The organism is Shimwellia blattae DSM 4481 = NBRC 105725, assembly GCF_000262305.1.
Taxonomy (GTDB): domain Bacteria; phylum Pseudomonadota; class Gammaproteobacteria; order Enterobacterales; family Enterobacteriaceae; genus Shimwellia; species Shimwellia blattae.
On the sequence record NC_017910.1, the window covers coordinates 1,742,275 to 1,766,527 of the forward strand.

A 24,253-nucleotide genomic window follows, 5' to 3' on the forward strand; every position below is an offset into this window, starting at 1 on the left:
GGCCGTTGTTTCTGAACGCCAGGCCGGGCGGGCTGCCTACCTCATTACCCCATCCGCTTATGCAGCGCGCGGCGGATATCCACCCCAATACGCCGCAGGGAGCCATAAAGGGTGCGCCGGGTGTCGATTAAGGTCACCTCGCCTGCGGCAGACAGCGTGTGCAGCCCGTCGCAAAAAGGGGCGTGACTGGCCGGTGCCTGTAGCCGCGCTCCCCGGGTAAACACCGGGTTATCCAGCTGATCAGGGGAGAGCTCCAGCAACTGGAGGGCGCCACCATAGGTTTTGCTGCAGTCCTGGGTGGGCAGAATCAGTTTCCCCTGGCAGATAAAAGGCGTTCCGCCCATCCGGGCACCGCTTTTATCCTGCACGACCGGCCGGGGGGAGACATTCTCCCAGGGGCCGAACAGCGTGTCGGCGCGGGCGAGCATCAGGGCGCTGGTGCGGGCCGCTTTCGGGGCGGGCGGCGTATAAAACATCCACCAGCAGCCTGCGGTGAAGAACGGGGAGGGATCGATGGCGGCACAGGGGAAGGAGAATTCCGGGGCCTTTTCCCAGCGCCAGGGAAATTCCACCGCCCGGTAGAGGGAGAGGGTGCCGGATTTATACCCTTCGGGCAGCATCCAGATCTCGCCGTCCGCCTGGAAAACACAGGGGTAGGAGAGGTGCCAGGGCTCGCTCAGCACCGTGCGCTGTTCGGTAACGTTAAAATGCTCATCCAGAACGAAGACCACAATATCCCCGTGGCGGGTGCGGTAGTCGTATGCCTCGGCAAACAGATAAAGCCGCCCTTCGTGCCAGTAGCCGAAGGGATCGGCCAGAAAGCACAGCGGGCGATCGGGCTCAATCCACTTGATGGCGAAATTCTCTATGCCACCGGCGGCCGCAATCTGCTGTACCGGAGCCTGAACAATGCCGATGCGCCAGAGTTCAGTAACAAATATATCCATTAATCAGTGACTCTATTGGGGTGAAATTTGGTAGTCCGCCCGGCAGTTCAGCCGCTCAAGGATCCGGGCGGCAGCCCGGGTGTAGTGCTCCTGGCTGAAGGTGCTGAGCACGTAGCGGCGGGCCTGCTGCCCATAGCGCTGCAGATCTTCCGGGTTGTTGAAAATGCGCAGCAGCGTCTCTTCAAGGGCCTGGTTGAGCTCGCCGTTGAGAACATAGCCGGTCTGGCCCTCTTTCACTGCGTCGCGCAGCTCTCCTACCGGCGTGGCAATCACCGGCAGGGCGGCATTCATCGCTTCATGAACCGCGAGGCACATCCCCTCGTAGCGTGAGGTTTGCAGATAGGCGTGCAGGCCGGTCAGGTAGTGGGTCACATCGGCGGAGAAGCCCGGCAGCCGGACAATATCGCCCAGACCGTGCTGGTCAATTTTATCCTGTAGCGCCTGGCGCTCCGGCCCGTCGCCGAGGATAGACAGCCGCAGGCGATCTGCATATTGCGGGTGGCGGTTGAGAAACCATGCCAGGGCATCAATCAGGCCCGCGTAGTTTTTCACTTCGTGCAGGCGGCCCACGCTCCCCAGCTGTAAGACGGATTTCCCGTCCCAGGCTTCAGCCTGTGGTACCCGGGGGCTGGACTGAAAAAAGGGCCACACCATGACCTGCTCCGGCGGGATGTGCATCTCATCGCGCAGGAAACGTACCACGGTCTGAGAATCACCCACCCACAGGCGCGACATGGCGCGCATCCGGTATGTGTAGCGGCGCACACTGGCGCTGTGTTTGAAGCTGACCACCGGGATCCCGGTAAGGCGACCGGCCCACTGGCCGATACGGGTTCCCCAGCTGAGCGAGGTCCAGATAAGGTCCGGGCGGTCGGTGACCACCCGCGCCAGATAGGCCCCTAAAATCACCGGTAAGGCGCGGCGTTTACTGGCCAGCAGGGTCCAGGAGAGCCCCGCCTCCTGCAGGCGCACGGCGGCACCCATATCCCGGGGTTCACAGGCAATAATTCTGACCTGATGGCCCAGATCCTGTAGCGTTTTGACAATTTGCGGAATAGCAAACTCTGCGCCGCCGGTCTCCAGACTCGTGACAAGATAGTGAATTTTCATGGTTTGCGAATATCCTTTCTGACCCCATCCGGGAAGGCGAGTGCCAGATTAATGCGTGTACGGCGAGCGCATAAAAGGAGCATCACTGTTGCCGCTGTCAGTGCATGGTTACTCGCTTCTGACAGCGTTACCCTTCGGGGGAAAACATGAACTGGTGAAAAGTATATAGTATTTTATCTTATTATTTAGCCATTTTATCTTTCAACAAAATCACAATATGCAGCCCGTTATTTGGAAAAATTACGATACGCATCGTCCACACCGCAAACCTGGTCATTTTTTCGATACTGTAGCCCATCGTATAAATAGGTATTTCCGATACATCTTTGTAACATGCCCATCAGAATAGCTGAGCGCGATTTTTATTTTTTATTTTCAATGCGCTGCGCTTTTTGCTGCTCAAAAAACAACCCGACCGCCAGGGTCTATGCTTAATAAATCAGCTATGGAGTCAGAATCCCCTGTCTCTGCCGGGGTTGTACTGATAATCATTATCATTAACATAAGGTCATAACCGGGGTTGATAACGGAGGGTGTGGTGATGACAACACAAGCGGACATTTTTGAACCCGCAGACTATCGCTGGCGGGGATTGACCATGACACCGGCCGCGGCGGCGCATATCTGCGAGCTTGTGGCGAAGCAGCCGGGGCTTTTGGGGATCCGCCTGCGGGTGAAGCAGAGCGGCTGTGCCGGATTTGGCTATGTGCTGGAGCAGGTTAGCGCACCGGAGCCGGGCGATTTGCTGTTTGAACAGCAGGGCGCCCGCCTGTGGGTGCCGCTAAAAGCGATGCCGCTGATTGACGGCACTGAAGTGGATTACGTTCGCGACGGGCTGAATCAGGTCTTTAAATTTCATAACCCGAACGCTCAGAACGCCTGCGGGTGTGGTGAGAGTTTCGGGGTCTAGCGGGTGGCGGTTATGACAAAAAACAGTGAAGTACGTGACGATGTGCAGGTCTGGAGCGGGGAGCAGCGCAATTACAAAGAGGGCTTTTTCACCCGCCTGGAGACAGACCAGCTGGCCCGGGGGCTCAATGAGGATGTGATCCGGGCTATCTCAGCCCGGCGTAATGAGCCTGAGTGGATGCTGGCGTTTCGCCTCAGCGCCTGGCGCGCCTGGCTGGAGATGGAAGAGCCCCACTGGCTGAAGGCCCACTACGACGCGCTGGACTATCAGAACTTCAGCTACTATTCCGCCCCTTCCTGCGGCCACTGCGACGACAATTGCGACTCCGCCCCGGGGGCAGTACAACAGGTGGCGGACAACCCGTACCTGACCCAAGAAGTTGAGGACGCCTTCACCCAACTGGGGGTGCCGGTCCGGGAAGGCAAAGAGGTGGCGGTAGACGCCATTTTTGACTCGGTTTCCGTGGCGACCACTTACCGCCACCGCCTGGCGGAGCAGGGCATTATTTTCTGTTCATTTGGTGAGGCCATCCAGGAGTACCCGGATCTGGTCCGCCAGTATCTGGGCACGGTGGTGCCTGCGAACGACAACTTTTTTGCCGCGCTGAATGCCGCCGTGGCCTCTGACGGCACGTTTATTTATATCCCCAAAGGGGTGCGCTGCCCGATGGAGCTGTCGACCTATTTTCGGATCAACGCAGAAAAGACCGGCCAGTTTGAGCGCACTATCCTGGTGGCGGATGAGGGCAGCTACGTCAGCTATATTGAAGGCTGCTCGGCCCCGGTGCGGGACAGCTATCAGCTGCACGCGGCGGTGGTTGAGGTGATTATTCTGCGCGATGCAGAGGTGAAATACTCCACGGTGCAGAACTGGTTCCCGGGGGACAGCGATCGCGGGGGGATCCTTAACTTCGTGACCAAGCGCGCCCTGTGTGCCGGTGAAAACAGCAAAATGTCCTGGACCCAGTCGGAAACCGGCTCCGCCATTACCTGGAAGTACCCCAGCTGCATTCTGCGCGGGGATAACGCCATCGGGGAGTTTTACTCAGTTGCGCTGACCAGCGGTAACCAGCAGGCCGATACCGGCACCAAAATGATCCATATCGGTAAAAACACCCGCTCGACCATTATCTCAAAAGGGATCTCTGCCGGTCACAGCCAGAACAGCTACCGGGGACTGGTGAAAATCATGCCCACGGCCACCAACGCCCGCAACTTTACCCAGTGTGATTCCATGCTGATAGGGCCGGACTGTGGGGCTCACACCTTCCCGTATGTGGAGTGTCGCAATAATTCTGCCCGGCTGGAGCATGAGGCGACCACCTCAAAAATTGGTGAAGATCAGCTGTTTTATTGCCTGCAGCGCGGCATCCGCGAGGAGGATGCCATCTCCATGATTGTGAACGGCTTTTGTAAGGATGTGTTCTCCGAACTGCCGCTGGAGTTTGCGGTTGAAGCGCAAAAACTGCTGGCTATCAGCCTTGAACACAGTGTGGGCTAGGGCGCAAGGATAAGGAATCATTATGTTAAGTATCAAATCATTACAAGTCAGTGTTGAGGATAAAGAGATCCTGCGCGGCGTCTCTCTGGAGATTAAGCCCGGCGAAGTACACGCCATTATGGGGCCGAACGGCTCGGGGAAGAGCACCCTGTCTGCCACCCTGGCCGGGCGGGAAGATTATGACGTGACCGGCGGCTCTGTCACTTTTAAGGGCAAAGACTTACTGGCCCTGGCGCCAGAAGCGCGCGCCGGAGAGGGCATTTTTATGGCCTTCCAGTATCCGGTGGAGATCCCCGGTGTCAGTAACCAGTTCTTCCTCCAGACGGCCCTGAATGCGGTGCGCGAGTACCGGGGCCAGCCGGCCCTGGACCGGTTTGATTTTCAGGACATTATTGAAGAGAAAATCAAACTGCTGCATATGCCGGAGGATTTACTCAGCCGTTCGGTGAATGTGGGCTTCTCCGGCGGGGAGAAAAAACGCAATGACATCCTGCAAATGGCCGTGCTGGAGCCGGAGCTGTGCATTCTTGATGAGTCGGACTCCGGGCTGGATATCGACGCGCTAAAAATCGTCGCCCAGGGGGTGAATGCGCTGCGGGACGGCAAACGGTCATTTATTATCGTCACCCACTACCAGCGGATCCTGGACTATATCCACCCGGATTACGTGCATGTGCTCTACCAGGGGCGGATTGTGAAATCCGGGGATTTTGGCCTTGCAAAACAGCTGGAGGAGCAGGGATATGGCTGGCTTACCGAACAGTAATGGCAGCGGTGCGCTGCAGCAGTGGCACCGGCTGTTTGAACACCAGGCCCCGGCGCGCAGTGAATATGCCACCCGGCACCTGAACCAGCTGCTGCGCGCGGGCCTGCCCACCAGCAAAGACGAAGAGTGGAAATACACCCGGCTCGATAAGCTGCTGGGCCACGGGTTTATGATGGCCGCCCCGGCCGCCGTGAGCCCCGGGCAGTGTGCGGCCCTGAAGCTGGTGCCAGAGGCGCTGTACCTGGTGTTTGTGGACGGGATCTTCAGCCCGCAACTGAGCGATGCCTGGCAGGATTCCGGGTATCAGATTGCGGTGGATAACCAGCGGGAAGGGCTGCCGGAGCCGGTGCACCCGGAGGTGTTTTTGCACCTCACGGAAAGCCTCTCTGCCAGCGTGACCCATATTCAGCTGGCCCCCGGAGCCTGCCCTGAGCGGCCGCTGGTGCTGCTGCATATCAGCAGCGGCGGGCTGCCTGACAGCACCCCCGCAGACAGCCTGAATACCGTGCATTACCGGCACCACCTGACCCTGGCGCCGGGGGCCTGTGCCACGGTAATTGAGCACTTCGTGAGCCTGGACGAGGGGGCGCACTTTACCGGTGGCCGCCTGACCATGGAGGTGGGGGCGAACGCCCGGCTGGAGCACTACAAACTGGCCTTTGAAAATGGCGCCAGCTACCACTTTGCCCATAATGATCTGCGCATCGAACGGGATGCACAGGTCCACAGCAACAGCTTTTTACTGGGGGCCGGGGTGCTGCGCCACCACACCAGCTGCGAGCTGAATGGCGAAAATATCTCCCTGCGCCTGAATAGCCTGGCGCTGCCGGTGGGCAGCGAGGTCTGCGATACCCGCACCTGGCTTGCCCACAATCGCGGCTACTGTAACAGCCGCCAGCTGCATAAAACTATCGTCCGGGATAAAGGCCGGGCGGTGTTTAACGGGCTTATCACTGTGGCTCCCCACGCCATTAAAACCGACGGCCAGATGACCAACAATAATCTGCTGCTCGGGCGGCTGGCGGAGGTGGACACCAAACCGCAGCTGGAGATCTACGCAGACGATGTGAAATGTAGCCACGGGGCAACGGTCGGGCGGCTGGATGACGAGCAGCTGTTTTATCTGCGCTCCCGGGGGATTGACGAGACCGCCGCCCGCGAGATGATCCTCCACGCCTTTGCCGGGGAGCTGACAGAGGCCATCACCATTGTGCCGCTGCGCCACCAGGTGCTGGCGCGGGTGGCGGCGCGCTTTGCCGGAGGTCGCTATGATGTTGTCAGCTGAAGATATCCGCCGCCAGTTTCCGGCCCTTCACCAGGAGGTCAACGGCCATCCGCTGGTGTATCTGGACAGCGCGGCCAGCGCCCAGCGCCCGGAGGCGGTGATCGAGGCGGAAGCCGGTTTTTACCGCCAGGGGTATGCGGCGGTGCATCGCGGGATCCACACCCTCAGTGCTGAGGCCACCGGCCGTATGGAGGCGGTGCGTGAGCAGGTGGGGCAGTTTATCCATGCGGCCGGGCCGCAGGAGATTGTTTTTGTTCGCGGCACCACAGAGGCCATCAACCTGGTGGCGAACAGCTGGGGGTCAGCGAACGTGGGCCCGGAGCATAACATTGTCATCAGCCTGATGGAGCACCACTCTAATATCGTGCCCTGGCAGCTCCTGTGCCAGCGCACCGGGGCTGAGTTGCGGGTGATTAACCTGCTGGCGGATGGCTCGCTGGATCTGGCCCATTTTCACCAGCTGCTGGATAACCGCACCGCACTTGTGGCGATAACCGAGGTCTCCAATGTGCTGGGGGTGACCAACCCGGTTGCTGATATGGCGGCGGCGGCCCACCGGGTGGGGGCGAAGGTGCTGGTCGACGGGGCCCAGGCCGTGATGCACCACCCGGTGGATGTGCAGGCCCTGGGCTGCGATTTTTATGCCTTCTCAGGCCATAAGATGTATGCCCCCACCGGCATTGGCGTGCTGTGGGCCAGGCAGGCGCTGCTGGATGCAATGCCCCCCTGGCAGGGGGGCGGCGCCATGATAGCAAACGTCAGCCTCAGCCAGGGGACAACCTGGGCCGAGGCCCCCTGGCGCTTTGAGGCAGGCACCCCCCACACAGGCGGCATTATTGGCCTGGGGGCGGCCATCACCTGGCTGGCGTCGCTGGGGATGAACAGTATACAGGCGCGGGAAACCGCGCTGATGGCCTACGCCAGTGAGGCGCTACAGGCGGTGCCGGATTTGACCCTCTACGGGCCGGCCGGGCGCACCGGGGTGCTGGCCTTTAATCTGGGCCGCCATCATGCTTATGATGTCGGCAGTTTTCTTGATAATTACGGTATTGCCGTACGCACCGGCCACCACTGCGCCATGCCGCTTATGGCGTTCTGGGGCGTGGCGGCCATGTGCCGGGCCTCGCTGGCTATCTATAACACTGAGGCTGAAATAGACCTGCTGGTGGCCGGTCTGCAGCGCATTCACCGGTTACTGGCCTGAAGGGAGCAGAGCATGGCGCTAATGCCGGACAGAGACAAACTGGTGCGCAACTTTTCCCGCTGCGCAAACCAGGAGGAAAAATACTTATATATCATCGAGCTCGGGCAGCGGCTGGCGCCGTTACCCGCAGAGTACCACCGGGATGCCTTTCAGATTCAGGGCTGCCAGAGCCAGGTGTGGATCACCATGACCCGGGGGGACGACGGGGTGGTGGTGCTACAGGGCGACAGCGACGCGGCGCTGGTGAAGGGGCTCATTGCCGTGGTGTTTATTCTCTATCAGCAGATGACCGCGGCGGACATTCTGGCCTTTGATGTGCGCCCGTGGTTTGAAAAGCTCCACCTGACTCAGTACCTGACCCCTTCACGGACCCAGGGCCTGGAGGCGATGATTCGTGCGATCCGCACCAGAGCGGCTAATCTTAGCTAAACTAACTATACGGCTTACATCCTGTTCTGCGGGGTATTTGCTTACCTCGCTGATTATTTCAGCGTTCCGGCATGGTATGCCGGTGGTACAGGAGTCGACATTATGAAAAGCGCGTATGTGGTTACTTTTAGCCTGCTCTGCACGCTTGTCGCGCCCCGGGCAGCCCTGTCTGTTGATTATCCTCTTCCCCCTCCCGGCAGCCGTTTAATCGGCCATAACCAGATATATGTTGTGCCTGATGACAAGAAAAACCTTGAATATATAGCTGAGAAATTTGATACCGGTGTTTTATTATTGCTGGAGGCCAACAACACAGTAGATCCGTTTTTACCAAAAGCCGGCTCAGAATTGACAATTCCTTCCCAAATGTTACTGCCGGATACCCCCCGGGAGGGCATCGTAATTAACCTTGCAGAATTGAGGCTTTATTATTATCCCCCGGGCGGGAAGCACGTAGAAGTTTATCCTCTGGGGATCGGCCAGCTGGGGCGGGAAACACCAGAAATGGTGACGCGCATTATTCAAAAAATTCCTAATCCTACCTGGACACCCACCGCAAATATTCGTGCCAGGTCGGCCGCACAGGGAATAAAATTACCGGCCGTTGTGCCCGCCGGGCCGAATAACCCGCTGGGCCGCTATGCGCTGCGCCTGGAAAAAGGGGGCGGAGAATATCTGATTCACGGTACTAACGCCCGTAACAGTGTTGGTCTGCGGGTGAGTTCTGGCTGCATGCGGATGCGCGCCGGGGATATCAAAGCCCTGTTTAGCCAGGTGGCCTGGGGAACCCGGGTACAAATCGTCAATGAGCCGGTCAAGTACAGTGTGGAGCCTGACGGTAAGCGCTATATCGAGGTACACCAGCCTCTGTCACGCAACGACTGGGAAAACCCGCAAACGGTGCCGATTACGCTCACCAGCGCCGCCAGCAAGTTTATCGATAACCCTCTGAGCGATCAGGCCGCTATCGATAAAGCCATCACCCGCAGGGCCGGATACCCGGTACAGGTCAATACGGGGGCAGACGGGGCAAAAAAGCAGGAGGTGCGCCCGGTAAATAAACACAGGAGAACTTCGGAGCTGACAGAGCAGCGGAGCACAACTCAGGGCAGGGATCACAGCTAGCAAAGGGGCAGGAGCGGAGCTAAAAAAAATGGCGCACATTGTGCGCCATTTGTATCATGGTAACTAAAAACTTATTTACGGTATTTAGTAGCCATGTTGTCCAGGCGCTGGTTAGCACGAGCAGCGTCGTCTTTAGCAGCCTGAACGTCAGAACGCATTGCGTTCACGTCGTTGCTCAGCTGGTCAACTTTAGCGTTCAGAGTCTGAACGTCAGAAGACAGCTGATCGATTTTAGCGTTGCTGGAGCAACCAGCCAGCAGAGTAGAACCCAGGATTACCGCGCCCAGTACCAGTTTAGTACGATTCATTATTAATACCCTCTAGATTGAGTTAATCTCCATGTAGCGTTACAAGTATTACACAAACTTTTTTATATTGAGAATATTTTTTTTAGCTATTGGGCACTTATTTTGATCGTTCGCTCAAAGATTCGTCGCTTTCACACTGAATGATAAAAAATCATGTAAAAACAGGCGCGTTCCATCGGATTTTTCTTACTTGAACACGGAATTAAATAGTAACAGCCGATTGGATCTTTTTATTATTACGAGCTACGGAAAATAAAAAAGGCGCCATAAAGGCGCCCTGATGATGAATATAATTGCTCTGGCTAATTAAAGCACGTGTACGGAAGCGGTGTTGGTGGTGCCGCTCGGTACCAGCGCGCCGGAGACCATCACAACCACGTCGCCTTTCTGCGCCAGACCGCTCTGTACGGCCAGTTCTTTACCCAGACGGTAGAAGTCATCGGTAGAGCTGATAACGTCAACCAGCTGCGGTACAACGCCTTTGCTCAGCACCAGCTGATGCGCGGTCTTCTCGTTGGTGGTCAGTGCCAGGATGGTGGCATCCGGGAAGTATTTACGTACGGATTTTGCGGATTTACCGCCTTTGGTTGCTACCACGATCAGCGGAGCAGCCAGTTTTTCTGCCGTTTCTACTGCACCCAGGCACACTGCTTCGGTGATGCGCAGTTTACGGCCATCGTGGTTGTCGTCCAGACGGCTGCGCATAACACGGTCAGTACGCTCACAGATGGTCGCCATGATGGATACCGCTTCCAGCGGGTATTTACCCTTAGCGGATTCGCCAGACAGCATAACGGCGTCAGTACCGTCGAGGATGGCGTTCGCCACGTCACCGGCTTCGGCACGGGTCGGGCGCGGGTTTTTGATCATGGAGTCCAGCATCTGGGTTGCGGTGATAACCACTTTGCGGGCTTTGACGCATTTTTCGATCATCATCTTCTGGGCGAAGATAACTTCTTCAACCGGGATCTCTACCCCCAGGTCACCACGGGCAACCATGATACCGTCTGAGGCTTCGAGGATTTCGTCGAAGTTGTTCAGACCTTCCTGGTTTTCAATTTTGGAGATGATCTGGATGTTTTCGCCACCGTGGGCCACCAGGTGCTCACGAATCTCTACCACGTCAGAACGTTTACGGATGAAAGAGGCCGCAACAAAATCCACGCCCTGTTCGCAACCGAAGATCAGATCCTGTTTGTCTTTTTCTGCCAGTGCCGGCAGCGCGATGGAAACGCCCGGCAGGTTAACGCCTTTGTTCTCACCCAGGTCGCCATTGTTCAGCACTTTACAGATAACTTTGTTGCCTTCAATTGCGGTCACTTCCATGCCGATCAGGCCATCGTCAACCAGGACGGTGTTGCCCACGGAGAGGTCAGTGGTCAGCCCTTCGTAGGTTACCGCGACGATTTCGTTGTTACCAACAACGGATTTATCGGTAGTGAAGGTAAAGGTCTGGCCGGCTTTCAGGGAAACGTCGTTACCGCCTTCCAGTTTGATGGTGCGGATTTCCGGGCCTTTGGTATCCAGCAGGATAGCCGCTTTTTTGCCGGTTTTAGCCATAATATTACGCAGGTTCTGGATGCGCTGACCGTGTTCGGCGTAATCACCGTGAGAGAAGTTCAGACGCATGACGTTCATGCCCGCGTCGAGCATCTTGTTGAGCATCTCTTCAGATTCAGTTTTCGGGCCGATAGTACAAACAATTTTGGTCTTTTTCATGACAGTCTTAATCTTAAGTTGAGGAGGATTCAGATACGTTTTCCCTGTGGCCGGTACAGCAGCCTACAGAGTGTAATAAGGTAGTGCGAAAGCGGTTTGCCACACGCCTAAGAATAGGTGACAGAAAAAAAGCGTGCAGAATAAAGTGTGCTTGCGGCTCAGCCAGCCGGGGTAGGGCAGATTCAGTGTGTTGGACGCGTCGAATCAAGATGCTGAAACCATTCAAGTTGAGACAGGCGGCCATTATAGGCCATATTGAGGGCGGATTGAAAATAAAAACGCTGTTTCAGATGCATTTTGGGCAACTTTAAATCAGCGTGTGAATCCTGTGTAAATAGGACATCAAATGAATTGTTTGCCGGAATGCGGTTTTTAACGCGTGTTTTGTGCGTGCCGGGCTTCGCCCTGCTTGAATTGTCCCGGACTGACTGCCACTATGTGGCTCCCCGATTTTCTTTTCCTTTTCAGGCAGCGGTACAGAGAGCATTCCATGGGATTGTTGATCAAAGCGGTCATTGGGGCCGTGGTGGTGGTGTTGATCGGGGTTTTGTCGAAAACCCGGAATTATTATCTTGCCGGGCTGGTGCCGCTGTTTCCCACCTTTGCCCTGATTGCCCACTATATTGTTGCCAGCGGCCGGGGCGTTGAGGCGCTGCGCGCCACGATTATCTTCGGCCTGTGGGCGGTGATCCCGTATATGATTTATCTCGGCAGTTTATGGTACTTCAGCGCCATCATGCGGGTTCCGCTGGCGCTGTTTTCTGCGGTCGTTTGCTGGTGTGCTGCGGCGCTGGTGCTGATCATGTGCTGGGCCCGCTGGCACAACTGACTGTAAGCGAAGGCGTAAACCGGCCGGAAACAGACAATATTATTTATCTTTATTTTGCCTGTTTTTTGTTCAGAACGAACGCGCTATAATACTGAGAAACGAACCAACAATAGAGGATGATTATGAACACTGAGCTAGACCCGGCATTACTCGCTATCGAGTACCTGCGTCGGGAAGCAGAAGAACTCACTCCGGCACAATTCCTGAACCGTCTGCGCCAGCTGGAGCTGGAATTTGCGGATCTGCTGGAATTGACCCATGTGGAGCTTCGTGAAGAGATCTCTTTTGCCAGCGAATACGGCGTTCACTGATCCCCTCTCATTTGATGGCTGCCGGTAACACCGGAAGCGAGATAAGTAAAACGGTCGCCACGGGTGGCCGTTTTTTCTGGCAGAAAACAAAACCGCGATAACGAAAGGAAGGCTCACTGCTGAGTCAGAATGCCGCTTGCGCGGCATTCAGCGACCACAATTAATGGAAGCCGAGGCGAATAAGCTCTACAGGCTCAATGCGCCCGGCAACGCCTTCCACTTCTACGGTTTTGTCACGACGCAGGCGGATGGCGTCCAGCCCCTGGCCATCAATGGCTTTAATGACGCCGGTTTTCCCGGTGCCGTTAATCATGACGCGGCTGCCGACGGTGATAGGATTGTGGTTACGATCATAAGTCATCATTGTGCTTCTCCTCTGAAATTGATGCATGCTTCAGACGTCAGCCATTCTAGAAGCCGGGCGCGACAAAACGTTAATCCAGATCAAAATTTACCAAATTGTATGATGAAACCAACCAGCGCGACCGGCGTAAACGGCGCGCTATAATCATAGACAACACCACACCGGTTGCAGGAGGTTTTATATGGCTGTCGGATGGGCCGGAGACGGCGCCGAACAGGATCAAATCAACAGCACCATAGAGGACGGCATCGCCCGTGCCCGCAGTGCGCTCCCCGCCGGGGAAAGCCTGGCGTTTTGTGAACTCTGCGATGCGCCAATCCCGCCGGGGCGGCGCAAAGCGATCCCCGGCGTGCGCCGCTGCGTGCAGTGCCAGGCGGCGGAGGATCAGAAAGCCACCGCGTTTTCCGGCTATAACCGCCGGGGCTCCAAAGACAGTCAGCTACGCTGAGCGGCCTGCTGCTTGCGGGCCTGTTTATCGGTATACAGCCGCAGATCCGCCGCATGGCAGGCGTGATCCAGGGTGTCGTTATCCTGCATGTGGTAGCTGCCCGCCGAGAACCGGACCAGGCCCCGGGAGTCTGTCTGTTGCAGCGTGCTTCTGATGCGCGCCAGTAAGGCCGCAATATTGCTGTCACCGTAATTGACCAGAATCAGGCAGAACTCATCGCCCCCCAGGCGCACCCCGTAGTCGCTTTTTCTCAGCGAGGCGTGAATTGCCCGCGCCAGCAGCACAATGGCCTGATCCCCGGCTTTGTGTCCCCGGGTATCATTAATGTGTTTCAGCCCGTCGAGATCGAGGGCCACAAACGTCACGCCGATACGGCGTCTGACCAGCTGTTGCAGATGGTTTTCCAGCTCCCGGGAGAGGATTTTCCGGTTATACAGGCCGGTCATACTGTCGGTGATATTCTCTTTACTGAGCCGGATATGGCGGCGAAAGTGGTTACGCACCAGATAGAGCAGCAGCAGCGTGGCGAAAATATACGGCAAAAACAGCGGATAGCTGCTCAGAATAAAGTAGGTGAAATCAATATTCAGGGCGACATTGATATCCGGGGAGAGGGCCTGGCGGTAACTGGCATAGCTGAACAGATGCCGCTGAGGGCGCTGTACCTCAATGGTGAGCTGGTTGGTATTGTCGGTAATGCTCAGCCCGAGGTAGTGCCACAGGCGGGGGCGGTCCTGGGTGTAGAACATCTGATTCAGGGTAGCGCGATTAAAATCAATCGCCACCACTCCGCGCAGCACTCCGCCGGTAAAGACCGGGGTCAGCAGCGAGATAACCGGGCTGTGGGTATTGTGGTCGATATAGATATTTGTCGTGACAGTGTCACTGCTGACGAGTGCTTTCCTGGCCGCCGGTGATATCTGAAAAGGGTTATCCTCAAGTAACCGCCAGGCGCTGAAGCGGAAATTATCCACATCCAGTAAATGGTAGAAATAGACATAATTATAAATAAAATCAATGTAATAGTTCTTTTTATGCCCGGTGATAATGCGCCGCGGATCAAGGCCATAGGGGTGGCGCTGCTCGGTCACTTCGGCATCATATTTTTGCATAATCAGAATATCCGGCCCCCAGGCATCCGTGTTCTGGTTCCGGGTCTGCAGGCTGCCATGCAGCAGCGTGCTGGCGGGTTTTCCGTGCAGATTGATGCCCAGCACATTACCGGTGCGCTCAATCTGTGCGGTTAACTGGTGCAACCGGGCCGGGGAAAGTGGCGGATTCACCCGCTGCTCAGAAAAGGCATGCATTAATGCCATCGACTGGTTCTGATTAATAAACTTCTCATACAGAATGGATGTGGCGCCATTTTCCACAATATAGGACAGATATTTTTTCATGGCATCGTGTTCCTGAACCAGAAAATGGATCAGAAAGGATGATGTCAGCACCACCACACCGCAGGATATCAGGAACTGATTTAATTTATATTTTGACTGTCTGGCCACCTGGCACTCCGGGGAAATAGCATGCAGCGGCTGCTGTGGGCAATATTGTAATATAATATTTTCCGCAACGGGTGTGACAGAGACATAAATATATGGCGCGGGGGTGGGCAAATGATTAGCGGGCCCGGTGCTCTTAATGCCGTAGGTTGATGTTTTGTTGACGAAGCCGGGGATAGCATACCCGGGAAGTGCTGAGTATCAGGATGGTACACAGCCATAACTATATAGCCAACATAATCCATGCAATTCACCGCCGGTCCTCATACTGGCGGTTTTTTTTGTCTGCCGGATGTGCAGGCCCGCAGCAGCAGGGGCCATGCGGTGAATTGCCCGGAAATAAAATGCGCTATTTGTGGCGGCTGAAAAGCACGCGCGCTTTTTTTCTGTCTTTAATAAACGAGATCAGCCCCATAACGAAGACAACGGAGAGCGCGATGGCCAGAACGAGGAGGATAAGGTCAGACATATCACCACCTTTGCAAGTGAAGGGCTTACCGCCGTCATAGCAAAGCGGCAAGCAGGGGTTGGAAAAATAATTTATCTGAAATTCAGGATAATTCTGAACCGGAGGGCTATTGATTTTTTCTTAATAAAAACAAATAACTCACTTTCCTGTCGGGCGTGCTTTTTTATTCATCCCGGATGAATGTTATATACCTGAATATTGATGAGTATAGCAAAGCCTGTTTTATGGCCGTATATAATAAATGCTTTAGCCCCCCGGTGCATGTTAGCGCCGGGGGATATCTAACCGTGTGAGGTGAACTGTGTCGCAACAATTGTATGTTGATACCGCCGGGCAACTGGTAAATGGTCTGAAAAGTCTGTCGGCTATTCTGGAGAAGGCAGAAGCCTGGGCCGGTGAGAAGGGCGTTGAGCCGCAGGTACTGCTGCAAACCCGCCTGGTGGCGGATATGTTTCCGCTGGTGCGCCAGATTCAGATGACCAGCGATATCTCAAAAGGGGCGGTGGCCCGCCTGGCAGGCGTAGAGGCACCCGTCATGGCCGATGATGAAACCAGCTTTGGCGAACTGCGCCAGCGGCTGGATAACACCATCGCCTTTATTACCGGTATTTCCCCCGGGCAGTACACCACAGACGACGAGATGCCGGTGGTGATTAAAGCCCGCTCCCGGGAGCTGCACTTCACGGCGAAGCATTACCTGTACCGCTTTGTGGTGCCGAATTTCTACTTCCATATGACCACCGCCTACGACATTCTGCGCCAGCAGGGCGTGCCGATTGGTAAGCAGGATTTCCTCGGCGCCCTGTAAGTGGCCGTTGCCCGTCAGCTCAGCCGGTAATGACTGTCCGGACGTAGCCTGGCGGGCTTATTGTCATCTTCATCCATTTCCCGCAGATCGATCTCAAGGCTGGTACACATGGCGGTCAGGGCGAGGTCGTTATCCTCCATGCCAAAGGGATCTTCCAGCTCTTCGGCCAGTGCGTCCAGCGCCACAAAGGTGTATGAGATAAATACCGAAATCAGCGGCGTCATATACAGCAAATCGTTCACTAAGGCGAAAGGCAGCAGGGCGCAGAAGGTATATACCGTGCGATGCAGGATCAGCGAATAGGCAAAGGGCAGCGGCGTATTGGCGATACGCTCACACCCGGCCTGGATCCCGGCCAGATCGGTAAGATGCTGCTCAAAGCGGGTGTAGATAATATCCGACAGCGCGCCGCTGCGCTGCTGTTCGGCCAGCCACTGGGCCATCAGCATCAGGAGGCCGTTGCAGGGGTTCTGGTAGCGGGCCAGCTGGGTGGATACGCTCTCCGGCAGGGTCGCCAGCACCGGGCTGAGCGGCTGCTGGCGCAGGGTCACGCGCAGGGCATTGGCCCAGGCTATCTGCAGGTCAATTATCTGGCGGATTTGGCGCGGCCGGTCGGTCAGCACGGTTTTCAGGCCACGGGTCAGCGAGCGGTGGCTTATCAGCAGGGTGCCCCACAGGTGGCGGGCCTCATTAAACCGGGCGTAGCAGGCGTTATTGCGAAACCCGAGGAAGATAGCGATAGCCACCCCCAGGATGCTGAACGGCGCCATAGACAGGCGGATCCCCAGGGTGTCGTACCAGGGCAGACAAAAAATAACCACCACCGACAGCAGAAAATTAAGTAACAAACGTGAGGCAATTTTAGACAACACTGAACCGTGCCAGACGAATAAGCGGCTAAACCAGTGCTGGTGAGGACGAATAATCATGAAAATACAGACAACATCAAAGGGACGAGCATTAAACGCCTGTGCCGGCGGGCAGTCAACCCGACAAACAGTGTCACTATTGTGTGTTTATCCACCAGCTGAACCGGCCCCACGCCCGCATGGTAATTCACCGGGCGCAAGTGTAATGTGAGTGAAAATAAAATGTTAATTAAATGATGATGGCGGGGCAAAAATGACAAGAAAAGACGGACTGCTGGCGCTGCTGGTCGTGATTGTGTGGGGCATTAATTTTGTGGTTATCAAAATCGGGCTGCACCAGATGCCGCCACTGGTGCTGGCGGGGCTGCGCTTTTTGCTGGTGGCCTTCCCGGCGCTGTTGTTTGTCCGCCCCCCTAAAGTGCCCCTGCGCCTGCTGCTGGGCTACGGGCTGACCATCAGCTTTGGTCAGTTTGCTTTTCTGTTCAGCGCCATCAAATTCGGCATGCCTGCGGGGCTTGCCTCTCTGGTGCTCCAGGCGCAGGCGTTTTTCACCATTGTGCTGGGCGCGTTTATTTTCCATGAGCGGCTACAGGTGAAGCAGGGTATCGGGATCACGCTGGCTATCTTTGGGTTGCTGGTGTTGATCGAAGGGAGCCCCTCCGGGAGCGGCGCCTCGCTGGCGGGCTTTGTGCTGACCCTGGCCGGGGCCCTGTGCTGGGCTTCGGGCAATATCTTTAATAAAAAAATCATGCAGCTGAGCCCGCAGCCGGATGTGATGGCGATTGTGGTATGGAGTGCCCTGATCCCGATTGTGCCGTTTTTCGCTGTCAGCGCACTGCTGGACGGCCCGGCGGTGATCCTTGCCAGCCTGCGCCATATTGACCTCACAACCTTGCTGGCGCTGCTGTATCTGGCGTTTATCTCTACCATTCTCGGTTACGGTATCTGGGGCACATTACTGGGGCGTTATGAAACCTGGCGGGTTGCGCCGCTGTCGCTGCTGGTGCCGGTGTTCGGGCTGGCGAGCGCGATGCTGTTTCTCGGGGAGAGTTTGTCTCTGCTGCAGGCGGGCGGTGCGCTGCTGATTATGGCGGGGCTGTATATTAACGTGTTTGGCTTTCGCCGCCGGGCACCGGTGCGCAGCACACCACACTGACCCCCGGCGGAATAACAACGGCCCGCTGCACAGGCAAGCGGGCCGTCTGGTTTAGCGGGTCGTGCCCTGGTGATAGTAGGGCACACCCAGCGCGTCGGATTTATCCGCCCGGTTTTCCGTGGCGTTCAAATCAACAGCGCGCCAGCTGTCAACGGAGGGCAGCAGCATTCCGCCACGTACCGGGGGCTGCCAGGTCAGATCTTCTGGCTGATCCGCGCAGACCTGGCCGGAAACCAGTACCGCCGCAGTTGCCACCACACAGAGCAGATGCCGCATATAAACCTCGTAATTATTCACCATACTGCCAGTGCTACCCGGTTAACCTCAGTGGTTAAGGGGGTGCAAAAACTTCGTCTCACCGTGCATATTGGTTATGCGGTATTTATGGGGCGGTACGGAAAAGTAGTTTTTAAACGTACGGGTCAGCGTTTGCTGGGATTCAAACCCGTAGCGCTCTGCCAGATAAAGGATCGGCTCATTGCTGTCTTTCAGCTTCATGGCAATTTCAGTCAGTTTGCGGTTGCGAATATACTGACCCAGAGAGTGTCCTGTCTCTTTTTTGAACATCCGTTGCAAGTGCCACTTAGAGTAGCCGGAACGCTGGGACACCACATCAAGGGAAAGTGGTGATTCCAGGTTGTCCTCTATCCAGTCTAAAATGCAATGCACCGTTACGGCATCATTATTACGTCTGGACATCGTCTCACCTCTCTATCGTGTCTCTTGTGTTTCTTCGGCAATGACCTTTTTCATCAGGTATTCAAGTGTTGCCACTTCCTGCGCCGTTAGATTCTTGGTTAATTCCTGGTGCAGATCCGGGCCGACTAAATTACGGCACGTCTCACACATTGCGTTACCCTGCGGCGTCAGACGCAATAAAACCCCCCGTTTATCGGCGGGATTAGGCAATCGTTCCAGCCAGCCTTTACAGGCAAGACGGGTAAGCATGCGGGTGAGTGCGCCTAAATCTACTGACAGGATCTTACTCAGCTCCCGGGGGGAGACTGACTCCTCACACTGAACTGCACATAACACCCGAAACTGCGACGCCGTAATATCCAGCGATGACAGGTGCTCGCTCAGCAAGCGATCCTTTTTCTGGTTAACCAGTACAATCAGGCGGCCCAGCGGGATCATCTCGTTGAACAGGTCTCGGGTATGTTTCAATGTATTTGCCCAGGCAATTAGATAATCACGGCAGATATTATTGGCCTGTTAAATATAAGTCAATCCAATAATTGAAGAAGATCACACTTTTTGCCAATGCTATCTGGTGAATTATCGTGGCGTGATTTCATAACTCTTTTACTAACAGCTAATTACAATCACGTCACTGAAATGTCGCCCGATGTCATCTTTCATTCGAAGGTAAGATCAATTCAGTAACACTGACAAAAATTAACCAAATTGTGACTATTTTGTGTACTGCTTGCTCAAGTGTAGCTGATGAATCCCGGACTGATAAAAAATACCGGGCACAGGCCCGGTAACGGAAGATTATTTTGCCGGTGACTGCTCTATGGCCGGGGCAGGCCAGCGGCGGAAAATCACCACCGACCAGATCAGCGCCGCAACAGCCGGAAGGGCGCCCGTATAGCCAATCCACGCCATAGAGAGGTGCAGGCTTATCTGGTTCCCCACCAGTGCCCCGGCGCCGATACCAATATTAAAAATACCGGAAAACAGCGCCATGGCTACGTCGGTCGCATCCGGGGCGAGGGCCAGCACTTTTACCTGCATACACAGGCTGATGATCATCATGGCCATTCCCCAGAACAGGCAGAGCACCACCATGTGAGTGACGCTGTCACTCAGCGGCAGCAGCAGTAACAGGCATAAGGTCAGCAGGCCAATGGCGGTGCTGACCAGGCCCGAGGCGTGCAGGTTACCGAGCTTACTGAAAATCAGGCTGCCGATGATACCGGCCCCGCCCAGCACCAGCAGCAGCAGGGTGGCGGTGCCGGCGCTCTGACCGGCAATATTAATCACAAACGGCTCAATATAGCTGTAGGCGGTGTAATGGGCGGTCACCACCACCACGGTGAGAATATAGATACTGACCAGCGCCGGGCGGCGGAACAGCACCGGCAGGCTTTTGAGTGAGCCGGAGTGCTCGCTGGGCAACGGAGGCAGCAGTTTAATGACGCACAGCAGCGTCAGAAAGGCCACCAGGCCAATAATCAAAAAGGTATCGCGCCAGCCAAAATACTGGCCGATCATCCGCCCCAGGGGCAGCCCCAGCACCATCGCCAGGGCGCTACCGGTGGCTATCAGGCTCAGGGCCTGGGCGCGTTTACCGTGCGGGGCCATGCGGATAGCCAGAGAGGCGGTTATCGACCAGAAAATCGCGTGGGCGAAGGCGATACCGATACGGCTGATAATCAGCACCACAAAATTCCACGCCAGCCAGGAGAGCATATGGCTGGCAATAAAGACAATAAAGATAGCGATCAGCAACCGGCGGCGCTCTACCTGGCTGGTGAGCAACATAAACGGCAGCGAGGTGAGCGCCACCACCCAGGCGTAGATGGTCAGCATGATCCCGGCCTGGGGGGTCGCCATCTGAAAGCTGGCGGCAATATCTGAAAGCAGCCCCACCGGGACAAACTCAGTGGTATTGAAAATAAAGGCGGCTACGGCCAGGGTAACCACCCGCAGCCAGGCCATTTTTCGGGAAACAGGGTTCGGAGTCGGAGCCATAAGAAAGTCGCGCGTCCAGAGGAAAGAAAACAGCGTCGATCTTAAAGCCGGATCCGGCGGGATACAAATTAAATTGTGATCTGAATCTCACTTTACTGCCGGGAGCCCTGTGTGGCGTCCCGGGGTAACAGCTCAATCAGGGCGTCCAGCTGCGGGGTGCGTGCGCCGCGCCGCCAGATAAGCCAGGTGGTCAGCCAGCGCCAGGGCTCCGCCAGGGGCCAGGCGCTGACCTGGTGGCTGCCGGGCATACTCTCCAGCATACTGCGCGGCATCATCGCCAGCCCGGCCCCGGCGATCACACAGGCGAGCATACCGTGGTAGGACTCCATTTCATGGATTTTACCGGGCAGGGCCTGGTCTGCCAGAAACCAGCTCTCAAAATGGCGGCGGTAAGAGCAGTTGGAGCGAAAGGCATACAGGCTGGCACCGCTGACATCCCGGGCCCGGCTCACCGGCGCGTGGGAGGCCGGGGCAATCAGCATCATCTCTTCATCAAAGACCGGCACCCCCTCCAGGGCCGGGTGCAGTACCGGCCCGTCCACAAAGGCGGCACCGAGGGTGCCTTCCAGCACCCCCTCCAGCATGGTGCCGGAAGAGCCGGTAGCCAGATCCAGCTGGATCCCGCTGTAGCGCTGGTTAAAACGGGCCAGAATCGACGGAATGCGCACCGCCGCCGTGCTCTCAAGGGAGCCCAGGGTCAGGGCCCCTTTGGTTTCATCCCCGGAGAGGACCCGCCGGGCCTCCGCCGCCAGGGCGAGGATCTGGCGGCTGTAGACCAGAAAGTTATGGCCGTCCGGGGAGAGGCGCAGGCGCTGGCTCTCGCGGATAAACAGATCCTTGCCCAGCTCCTCTTCCAGCTGGCGAATACGGGTGGTCAGGTTAGAGGGCACCCGGTGTACCTGGCGGGCGGCTGCGCTGATACTGCCGGTTTCCGCCACGGCGGTGAACATCTCCAGCTGGGTGAAGTCCATAGTGTTCTCTCTTCGTGAATGTGATGCTTAATATTATTCAGTTTCCATGAAAGTAGCACGACGCTATGGTGAATGCACTCTCCACCACACGCAGGAACAGATCATGACCTGGACACCCGATACACATGCTATTTCCACCAGCCCCATCGACGGCACCGTTGTGGCGGCGTACCCCTGGTTCACCCCGGCCCAGGTCGATGCGGCGTTAGCCGCTAACCACAAGGCCTGGCAGGGCTGGCGCGGCCAGACGGTTGCCCGGCGCGCGGCTTGTCTGGTGGCGCTTGCAGAACAACTGGATCAGAACAAAGAGCAGATAGCCCAACTGATGACCCGCGAAATGGGCAAACCCATTCGCCAGGCCCGGGCGGAAGTGGATAAAAGCGCCGGGTTGTGCCGCTGGTATGCTGAGCACGGCCCGGCAATGCTGGCCGGGCAGCCGACTCAGGTGCCGGACAACAAAGCCACCACCGAATTTCGCCCGCTGGGGCCCATTCTTGCGGTGATGCCGTGGAACTTCCCCCTGTGGCAGGTACTGCGCGGTGCTGTACCCATGCTGCTGGCCGGAAACAGCTATGTGCTCAAACATGCCCCGAATGTGATGGGCAGCGCCCAGTTGATTGAGACCCTGGCCCGGGCCGCCGGTTTCCCCGCCGGGCTGCTGGTGTCGGTGAATGCCACCGTTGAGGGGGTCAGCCAGATGATTAGCGACCCGCGTATTGCCGCTGTCGCGGTTACCGGCAGTGTCCGCGCCGGTGCGGCCATTGGCGCCCAGGCCGGTGCCGCCCTGAAAAAATGCGTGCTGGAACTTGGCGGATCGGATGCCTTTATTGTGCTTAACGATGCGGATCTCGATGGGGCCGTTGCCGCAGCCGTTGCCGGGCGCTTTCAGAACAGCGGCCAGGTGTGCGCGGCGGCCAAGCGGTTTATTGTGGAGCAGGGGGTGATTGGCGAGTTCACCCGCCGTTTTGTGGCCGCCACCCAGGCGCTGAAATGCGGCGACCCGCGCGACGAGGGCAATGACGTCGGCCCGATGGCGCGCTACGACTTACGCGACGAGCTGCACGCCCAGGTACAGTCCACCCTGGCCCAGGGGGCAACCCTGCTGCTGGGGGGCGAAAAAATCGCCGGGCCGGGCAACTACTATGCCCCGACGGTGCTGGGTGATGTCACCCCGGAAATGACCGCCTTTCGCCAGGAGCTGTTCGGGCCGGTGGCGGCAATCTGCGTGGCAAACAGCCCGGAGCACGCCCTGGAGATTGCCAATGACAGCGATTTTGGCCTCAGCGCCACTATTTATAGTGCCGATGAAGCCCGGGCGCTGGATATGGCCGCGCGCCTGGAGTGCGGCGGGGTCTTTATTAATGGTTACAGCGCAAGCGACCCGCGGGTGGCGTTTGGCGGCGTGAAGAAGAGCGGCTTTGGTCGCGAGCTGTCGCACTTTGGCCTGTATGAGTTCTGTAATATTCAGACCGTCTGGCGCGACCGGCACTAAGCGGCGCTAAGGCAGGTTACCTGAGCCACCCGCGCTGGTATACTGCGCCCCGCACAGGCGCAGATACAAGGAACACCGGGTGGCAAAGGTATTAACAGACGCATTACTGGCATCCATTCTTGAGCGGGTACGCCCGCTGACCGCGCAGGGGCAGGTGGCGGACTATATTCCCGCTCTGGCCTGCGTTCCTGCTGAAAAACTGGGGATTGCCATCAGCACCGTAGACGGCCAGCACTTTCAGGCGGGTGACGCCGGGGAGCGCTTTACTATTCAGTCCATCTCCAAGGTGCTGAGCCTGGTCCTGGCGATGGGCCTGTATGAAGAGCATGAGATCTGGCAGCGGGTGGGGAAAGATCCCTCCGGGCAGCCGTTTAACTCACTGCTGCAGCTGGAGCTGGAAAAAGGCAAACCCCGCAACCCGTTTATCAACGCCGGGGCGCTGGTGGTGTGCGATATGCTGCAGTCCCGCCTGAGTGCCCCGCGCCAGCGCATGCTGGAAGTGGTGCGCCAGCTGGCCGGTGCGCCGGATCTGCACTACAACACCCTTGTTGCCCGCTCAGAGTTCGACCACTCAGATCGTAATGCGGCCATCGCGTATCTGATGCGCTCATTCGGCAATTTCCATAATGATGTGATCCCGGTGCTGAAGAACTATTTCCACTACTGCGCCCTGGAGATGAACTGTGTGGAGCTGGCGCGCTGTTTTCTGTTTCTGGCTAATCAGGGGCGGGCGGCTCACCTGCCTGATGGCCTGATTTCGGCACAGCATACCCGCCAGATCAACGCCCTGATGGTAACCAGCGGCATGTATCAGAGTTCGGGCGAGTTCGCCTGGCGGGTCGGGATGCCGGGCAAATCCGGCGTTGGCGGGGGGATTATCGCGATTGTGCCCCACGAAATGAGCATTGCCGTATGGAGCCCGGGCCTGGATGAGGCCGGTAACTCCCTGGCGGGAACGGCGGCGCTGGAGATCCTCGCCCGGGAGATGGGGCGCTCGATTTTCTGACGAATACGCCCCGGCGGCGTATACT

Annotated in this window: 28 protein-coding genes; 14 read left to right on the forward strand and 14 right to left on the reverse strand. The window is 56.9% G+C overall.

The window, feature by feature from the left end; translation table 11 throughout:
- Positions 1–44: 44 nt before the first annotated feature.
- Both EBL_RS08065 and EBL_RS08070 read right to left on the reverse strand, forming a co-directional pair.
- Complete coding sequence (locus EBL_RS08065) at positions 45–947, reverse strand: glucosamine inositolphosphorylceramide transferase family protein (protein ID WP_002443193.1); 903 nt, start codon at positions 945–947, stop codon at positions 45–47.
- Between the two features lie 12 nt (positions 948–959).
- Entirely contained in the window at positions 960–2,057 is a 1,098-nt protein-coding gene (locus EBL_RS08070; RefSeq protein WP_002443195.1) for a glycosyltransferase family 4 protein, read from the reverse strand.
- A 541-nt stretch (positions 2,058–2,598) separates the two neighbouring features.
- Here EBL_RS08070 and sufA point away from each other — a divergent pair.
- From sufA to ldtE, 7 genes are all read left to right on the forward strand, one after another.
- A complete protein-coding gene (sufA, locus tag EBL_RS08075; protein ID WP_002443197.1) occupies positions 2,599–2,967 on the forward strand; it encodes a Fe-S cluster assembly scaffold SufA in 369 nt (122 codons plus the stop codon).
- A 12-nt stretch (positions 2,968–2,979) separates the two neighbouring features.
- On the forward strand, positions 2,980–4,467 hold the full coding sequence (gene sufB / locus EBL_RS08080; protein WP_002443199.1) for a Fe-S cluster assembly protein SufB: 1,488 nt from the start codon (positions 2,980–2,982) through the stop codon (positions 4,465–4,467).
- A gap of 22 nt (positions 4,468–4,489) precedes the next feature.
- A complete protein-coding gene (gene sufC, locus EBL_RS08085; RefSeq protein ID WP_002443201.1) occupies positions 4,490–5,233 on the forward strand; it encodes a Fe-S cluster assembly ATPase SufC in 744 nt (247 codons plus the stop codon).
- Positions 5,211–6,518, forward strand: a complete 1,308-nt coding sequence (sufD, locus tag EBL_RS08090; RefSeq protein WP_002443204.1) for a Fe-S cluster assembly protein SufD — start codon at positions 5,211–5,213, stop codon at positions 6,516–6,518. Before sufC ends, sufD begins: the two co-directional genes overlap by 23 nt.
- On the forward strand, positions 6,502–7,722 hold the full coding sequence (sufS, locus tag EBL_RS08095; RefSeq protein WP_002443206.1) for a cysteine desulfurase SufS: 1,221 nt from the start codon (positions 6,502–6,504) through the stop codon (positions 7,720–7,722). Before sufD ends, sufS begins: the two co-directional genes overlap by 17 nt.
- A gap of 12 nt (positions 7,723–7,734) precedes the next feature.
- A complete protein-coding gene (sufE, locus tag EBL_RS08100; RefSeq protein ID WP_002443208.1) occupies positions 7,735–8,151 on the forward strand; it encodes a cysteine desulfuration protein SufE in 417 nt (138 codons plus the stop codon).
- Between the two features lie 102 nt (positions 8,152–8,253).
- Positions 8,254–9,276, forward strand: a complete 1,023-nt coding sequence (gene ldtE, locus EBL_RS08105) for a L,D-transpeptidase LdtE (protein WP_002443211.1) — start codon at positions 8,254–8,256, stop codon at positions 9,274–9,276.
- Between the two features lie 71 nt (positions 9,277–9,347).
- Here ldtE and lpp read toward each other — a convergent pair whose 3' ends face one another.
- From lpp to ynhH, 3 genes are all read right to left on the reverse strand, one after another.
- Positions 9,348–9,584, reverse strand: a complete 237-nt coding sequence (lpp, locus tag EBL_RS08110; RefSeq protein WP_002443218.1) for a murein lipoprotein Lpp — start codon at positions 9,582–9,584, stop codon at positions 9,348–9,350.
- Positions 9,585–9,890: 306 nt separating this feature from the next.
- Entirely contained in the window at positions 9,891–11,303 is a 1,413-nt protein-coding gene (pykF, locus tag EBL_RS08115) for a pyruvate kinase PykF (protein ID WP_002443219.1), read from the reverse strand.
- Between the two features lie 13 nt (positions 11,304–11,316).
- Positions 11,317–11,547, reverse strand: coding sequence for a protein YnhH (gene ynhH / locus EBL_RS20930; protein ID WP_420228057.1), 231 nt, complete (start codon positions 11,545–11,547; stop codon positions 11,317–11,319).
- Between the two features lie 246 nt (positions 11,548–11,793).
- Between ynhH and EBL_RS08120 the strand changes: the two genes are divergently transcribed.
- Both EBL_RS08120 and EBL_RS08125 read left to right on the forward strand, forming a co-directional pair.
- The gene (locus EBL_RS08120; protein WP_002443221.1) at positions 11,794–12,132 is read left to right on the forward strand and encodes a GlpM family protein; all 339 of its coding nucleotides are present in this window, start codon (positions 11,794–11,796) and stop codon (positions 12,130–12,132) included.
- A 122-nt stretch (positions 12,133–12,254) separates the two neighbouring features.
- Entirely contained in the window at positions 12,255–12,443 is a 189-nt protein-coding gene (locus EBL_RS08125; protein WP_002443223.1) for a YdiH family protein, read from the forward strand.
- Between the two features lie 160 nt (positions 12,444–12,603).
- Here the strand turns inward: EBL_RS08125 and ydfZ are convergent, their stop codons facing one another.
- Positions 12,604–12,807 carry a putative selenium delivery protein YdfZ gene (gene ydfZ, locus EBL_RS08130; protein ID WP_002443226.1) on the reverse strand — a complete coding sequence of 68 codons (204 nt, stop codon included), beginning with the start codon at positions 12,805–12,807 and terminating at the stop codon, positions 12,604–12,606.
- Positions 12,808–12,988: 181 nt separating this feature from the next.
- On the opposite strand from ydfZ, the gene EBL_RS08135 reads away from it, so the two are divergent.
- On the forward strand, positions 12,989–13,255 hold the full coding sequence (locus EBL_RS08135; protein ID WP_002443228.1) for a DksA/TraR family C4-type zinc finger protein: 267 nt from the start codon (positions 12,989–12,991) through the stop codon (positions 13,253–13,255).
- Here the strand turns inward: EBL_RS08135 and dgcJ are convergent.
- Together dgcJ and EBL_RS20525 are read right to left on the reverse strand one after the other, a co-directional pair.
- The gene (dgcJ, locus tag EBL_RS08140) at positions 13,243–14,760 is read right to left on the reverse strand and encodes a diguanylate cyclase DgcJ (protein WP_002443231.1); all 1,518 of its coding nucleotides are present in this window, start codon (positions 14,758–14,760) and stop codon (positions 13,243–13,245) included. The two genes, EBL_RS08135 and dgcJ, sit on opposite strands and share 13 nt — an antisense overlap.
- A gap of 346 nt (positions 14,761–15,106) precedes the next feature.
- Entirely contained in the window at positions 15,107–15,226 is a 120-nt protein-coding gene (locus EBL_RS20525; protein ID WP_151199986.1) for a small membrane protein, read from the reverse strand.
- Between the two features lie 301 nt (positions 15,227–15,527).
- Between EBL_RS20525 and EBL_RS08145 the strand changes: the two genes are divergently transcribed.
- The gene (locus EBL_RS08145; RefSeq protein ID WP_002443233.1) at positions 15,528–16,034 is read left to right on the forward strand and encodes a DUF1993 domain-containing protein; all 507 of its coding nucleotides are present in this window, start codon (positions 15,528–15,530) and stop codon (positions 16,032–16,034) included.
- Positions 16,035–16,048: 14 nt separating this feature from the next.
- On the opposite strand, the gene EBL_RS08150 is transcribed toward EBL_RS08145, so the two are convergent.
- The gene (locus tag EBL_RS08150; RefSeq protein WP_002443235.1) at positions 16,049–16,963 is read right to left on the reverse strand and encodes a bestrophin family protein; all 915 of its coding nucleotides are present in this window, start codon (positions 16,961–16,963) and stop codon (positions 16,049–16,051) included.
- A gap of 193 nt (positions 16,964–17,156) precedes the next feature.
- Here EBL_RS08150 and eamA point away from each other — a divergent pair, with 193 nt between their 5' ends.
- Positions 17,157–18,059 carry an O-acetylserine/cysteine exporter gene (gene eamA / locus EBL_RS08155; RefSeq protein WP_002443237.1) on the forward strand — a complete coding sequence of 301 codons (903 nt, stop codon included), beginning with the start codon at positions 17,157–17,159 and terminating at the stop codon, positions 18,057–18,059.
- A 51-nt stretch (positions 18,060–18,110) separates the two neighbouring features.
- On the opposite strand, the gene marB is transcribed toward eamA, so the two are convergent.
- The 5 genes from marB to ptrR all read right to left on the reverse strand — a co-directional run bounded on the left by marB (position 18,111) and on the right by ptrR (position 21,730).
- Positions 18,111–18,335, reverse strand: coding sequence for a multiple antibiotic resistance regulatory protein MarB (gene marB / locus EBL_RS08160; protein WP_002443238.1), 225 nt, complete (start codon positions 18,333–18,335; stop codon positions 18,111–18,113).
- 48 nt (positions 18,336–18,383) lie between these two features.
- On the reverse strand, positions 18,384–18,758 hold the full coding sequence (marA, locus tag EBL_RS20530; RefSeq protein ID WP_002443240.1) for an MDR efflux pump AcrAB transcriptional activator MarA: 375 nt from the start codon (positions 18,756–18,758) through the stop codon (positions 18,384–18,386).
- A 12-nt stretch (positions 18,759–18,770) separates the two neighbouring features.
- Positions 18,771–19,226 (reverse strand): multiple antibiotic resistance transcriptional regulator MarR, encoded by a 456-nt coding sequence (gene marR, locus EBL_RS20535; protein ID WP_002443241.1) that lies wholly within the window; start codon positions 19,224–19,226, stop codon positions 18,771–18,773.
- A gap of 330 nt (positions 19,227–19,556) precedes the next feature.
- A complete protein-coding gene (locus EBL_RS08175) occupies positions 19,557–20,759 on the reverse strand; it encodes a sugar transporter (RefSeq protein ID WP_014715970.1) in 1,203 nt (400 codons plus the stop codon).
- A gap of 92 nt (positions 20,760–20,851) precedes the next feature.
- The gene (gene ptrR / locus EBL_RS08180; protein ID WP_002443246.1) at positions 20,852–21,730 is read right to left on the reverse strand and encodes a putrescine utilization regulator PtrR; all 879 of its coding nucleotides are present in this window, start codon (positions 21,728–21,730) and stop codon (positions 20,852–20,854) included.
- 103 nt (positions 21,731–21,833) lie between these two features.
- On the opposite strand from ptrR, the gene EBL_RS08185 reads away from it, so the two are divergent.
- Positions 21,834–23,222 carry an aldehyde dehydrogenase family protein gene (locus tag EBL_RS08185; RefSeq protein ID WP_002443248.1) on the forward strand — a complete coding sequence of 463 codons (1,389 nt, stop codon included), beginning with the start codon at positions 21,834–21,836 and terminating at the stop codon, positions 23,220–23,222.
- A 79-nt stretch (positions 23,223–23,301) separates the two neighbouring features.
- A complete protein-coding gene (glsB, locus tag EBL_RS08190; RefSeq protein WP_002443250.1) occupies positions 23,302–24,228 on the forward strand; it encodes a glutaminase B in 927 nt (308 codons plus the stop codon).
- Positions 24,229–24,253: the final 25 nt, after the last annotated feature.

Bases quoted from the DNA above. Each gene is read 5' to 3' on its own strand.
- EBL_RS08150 (WP_002443235.1), bottom strand. From the start codon at position 16,963: ATGATTATTCGTCCTCACCAGCACTGGTTTAGCCGCTTATTCGTCTGG.
- ydfZ (WP_002443226.1), bottom strand. From the start codon at position 12,807: ATGATGACTTATGATCGTAACCACAATCCTATCACCGTCGGCAGCCGC.
- EBL_RS08135 (WP_002443228.1), top strand. From the start codon at position 12,989: ATGGCTGTCGGATGGGCCGGAGACGGCGCCGAACAGGATCAAATCAAC.
- EBL_RS08185 (WP_002443248.1), top strand. From the start codon at position 21,834: ATGACCTGGACACCCGATACACATGCTATTTCCACCAGCCCCATCGAC.
- sufE (WP_002443208.1), top strand. From the start codon at position 7,735: ATGGCGCTAATGCCGGACAGAGACAAACTGGTGCGCAACTTTTCCCGC.
- sufD (WP_002443204.1), top strand. From the start codon at position 5,211: ATGGCTGGCTTACCGAACAGTAATGGCAGCGGTGCGCTGCAGCAGTGG.
- EBL_RS08065 (WP_002443193.1), bottom strand. From the start codon at position 947: ATGGATATATTTGTTACTGAACTCTGGCGCATCGGCATTGTTCAGGCT.
- sufS (WP_002443206.1), top strand. From the start codon at position 6,502: ATGATGTTGTCAGCTGAAGATATCCGCCGCCAGTTTCCGGCCCTTCAC.
- sufC (WP_002443201.1), top strand. From the start codon at position 4,490: ATGTTAAGTATCAAATCATTACAAGTCAGTGTTGAGGATAAAGAGATC.
- ptrR (WP_002443246.1), bottom strand. From the start codon at position 21,730: ATGGACTTCACCCAGCTGGAGATGTTCACCGCCGTGGCGGAAACCGGC.
- ynhH (WP_420228057.1), bottom strand. From the start codon at position 11,547: ATGGCCGCCTGTCTCAACTTGAATGGTTTCAGCATCTTGATTCGACGC.
- eamA (WP_002443237.1), top strand. From the start codon at position 17,157: ATGACAAGAAAAGACGGACTGCTGGCGCTGCTGGTCGTGATTGTGTGG.
- EBL_RS08070 (WP_002443195.1), bottom strand. From the start codon at position 2,057: ATGAAAATTCACTATCTTGTCACGAGTCTGGAGACCGGCGGCGCAGAG.
- marA (WP_002443240.1), bottom strand. From the start codon at position 18,758: ATGTCCAGACGTAATAATGATGCCGTAACGGTGCATTGCATTTTAGAC.
- pykF (WP_002443219.1), bottom strand. From the start codon at position 11,303: ATGAAAAAGACCAAAATTGTTTGTACTATCGGCCCGAAAACTGAATCT.
- ldtE (WP_002443211.1), top strand. From the start codon at position 8,254: ATGAAAAGCGCGTATGTGGTTACTTTTAGCCTGCTCTGCACGCTTGTC.
- sufB (WP_002443199.1), top strand. From the start codon at position 2,980: ATGACAAAAAACAGTGAAGTACGTGACGATGTGCAGGTCTGGAGCGGG.
- EBL_RS08125 (WP_002443223.1), top strand. From the start codon at position 12,255: ATGAACACTGAGCTAGACCCGGCATTACTCGCTATCGAGTACCTGCGT.
- sufA (WP_002443197.1), top strand. From the start codon at position 2,599: ATGACAACACAAGCGGACATTTTTGAACCCGCAGACTATCGCTGGCGG.
- EBL_RS08175 (WP_014715970.1), bottom strand. From the start codon at position 20,759: ATGGCTCCGACTCCGAACCCTGTTTCCCGAAAAATGGCCTGGCTGCGG.
- marB (WP_002443238.1), bottom strand. From the start codon at position 18,335: ATGCGGCATCTGCTCTGTGTGGTGGCAACTGCGGCGGTACTGGTTTCC.
- EBL_RS20525 (WP_151199986.1), bottom strand. From the start codon at position 15,226: ATGTCTGACCTTATCCTCCTCGTTCTGGCCATCGCGCTCTCCGTTGTC.
- lpp (WP_002443218.1), bottom strand. From the start codon at position 9,584: ATGAATCGTACTAAACTGGTACTGGGCGCGGTAATCCTGGGTTCTACT.
- EBL_RS08120 (WP_002443221.1), top strand. From the start codon at position 11,794: ATGGGATTGTTGATCAAAGCGGTCATTGGGGCCGTGGTGGTGGTGTTG.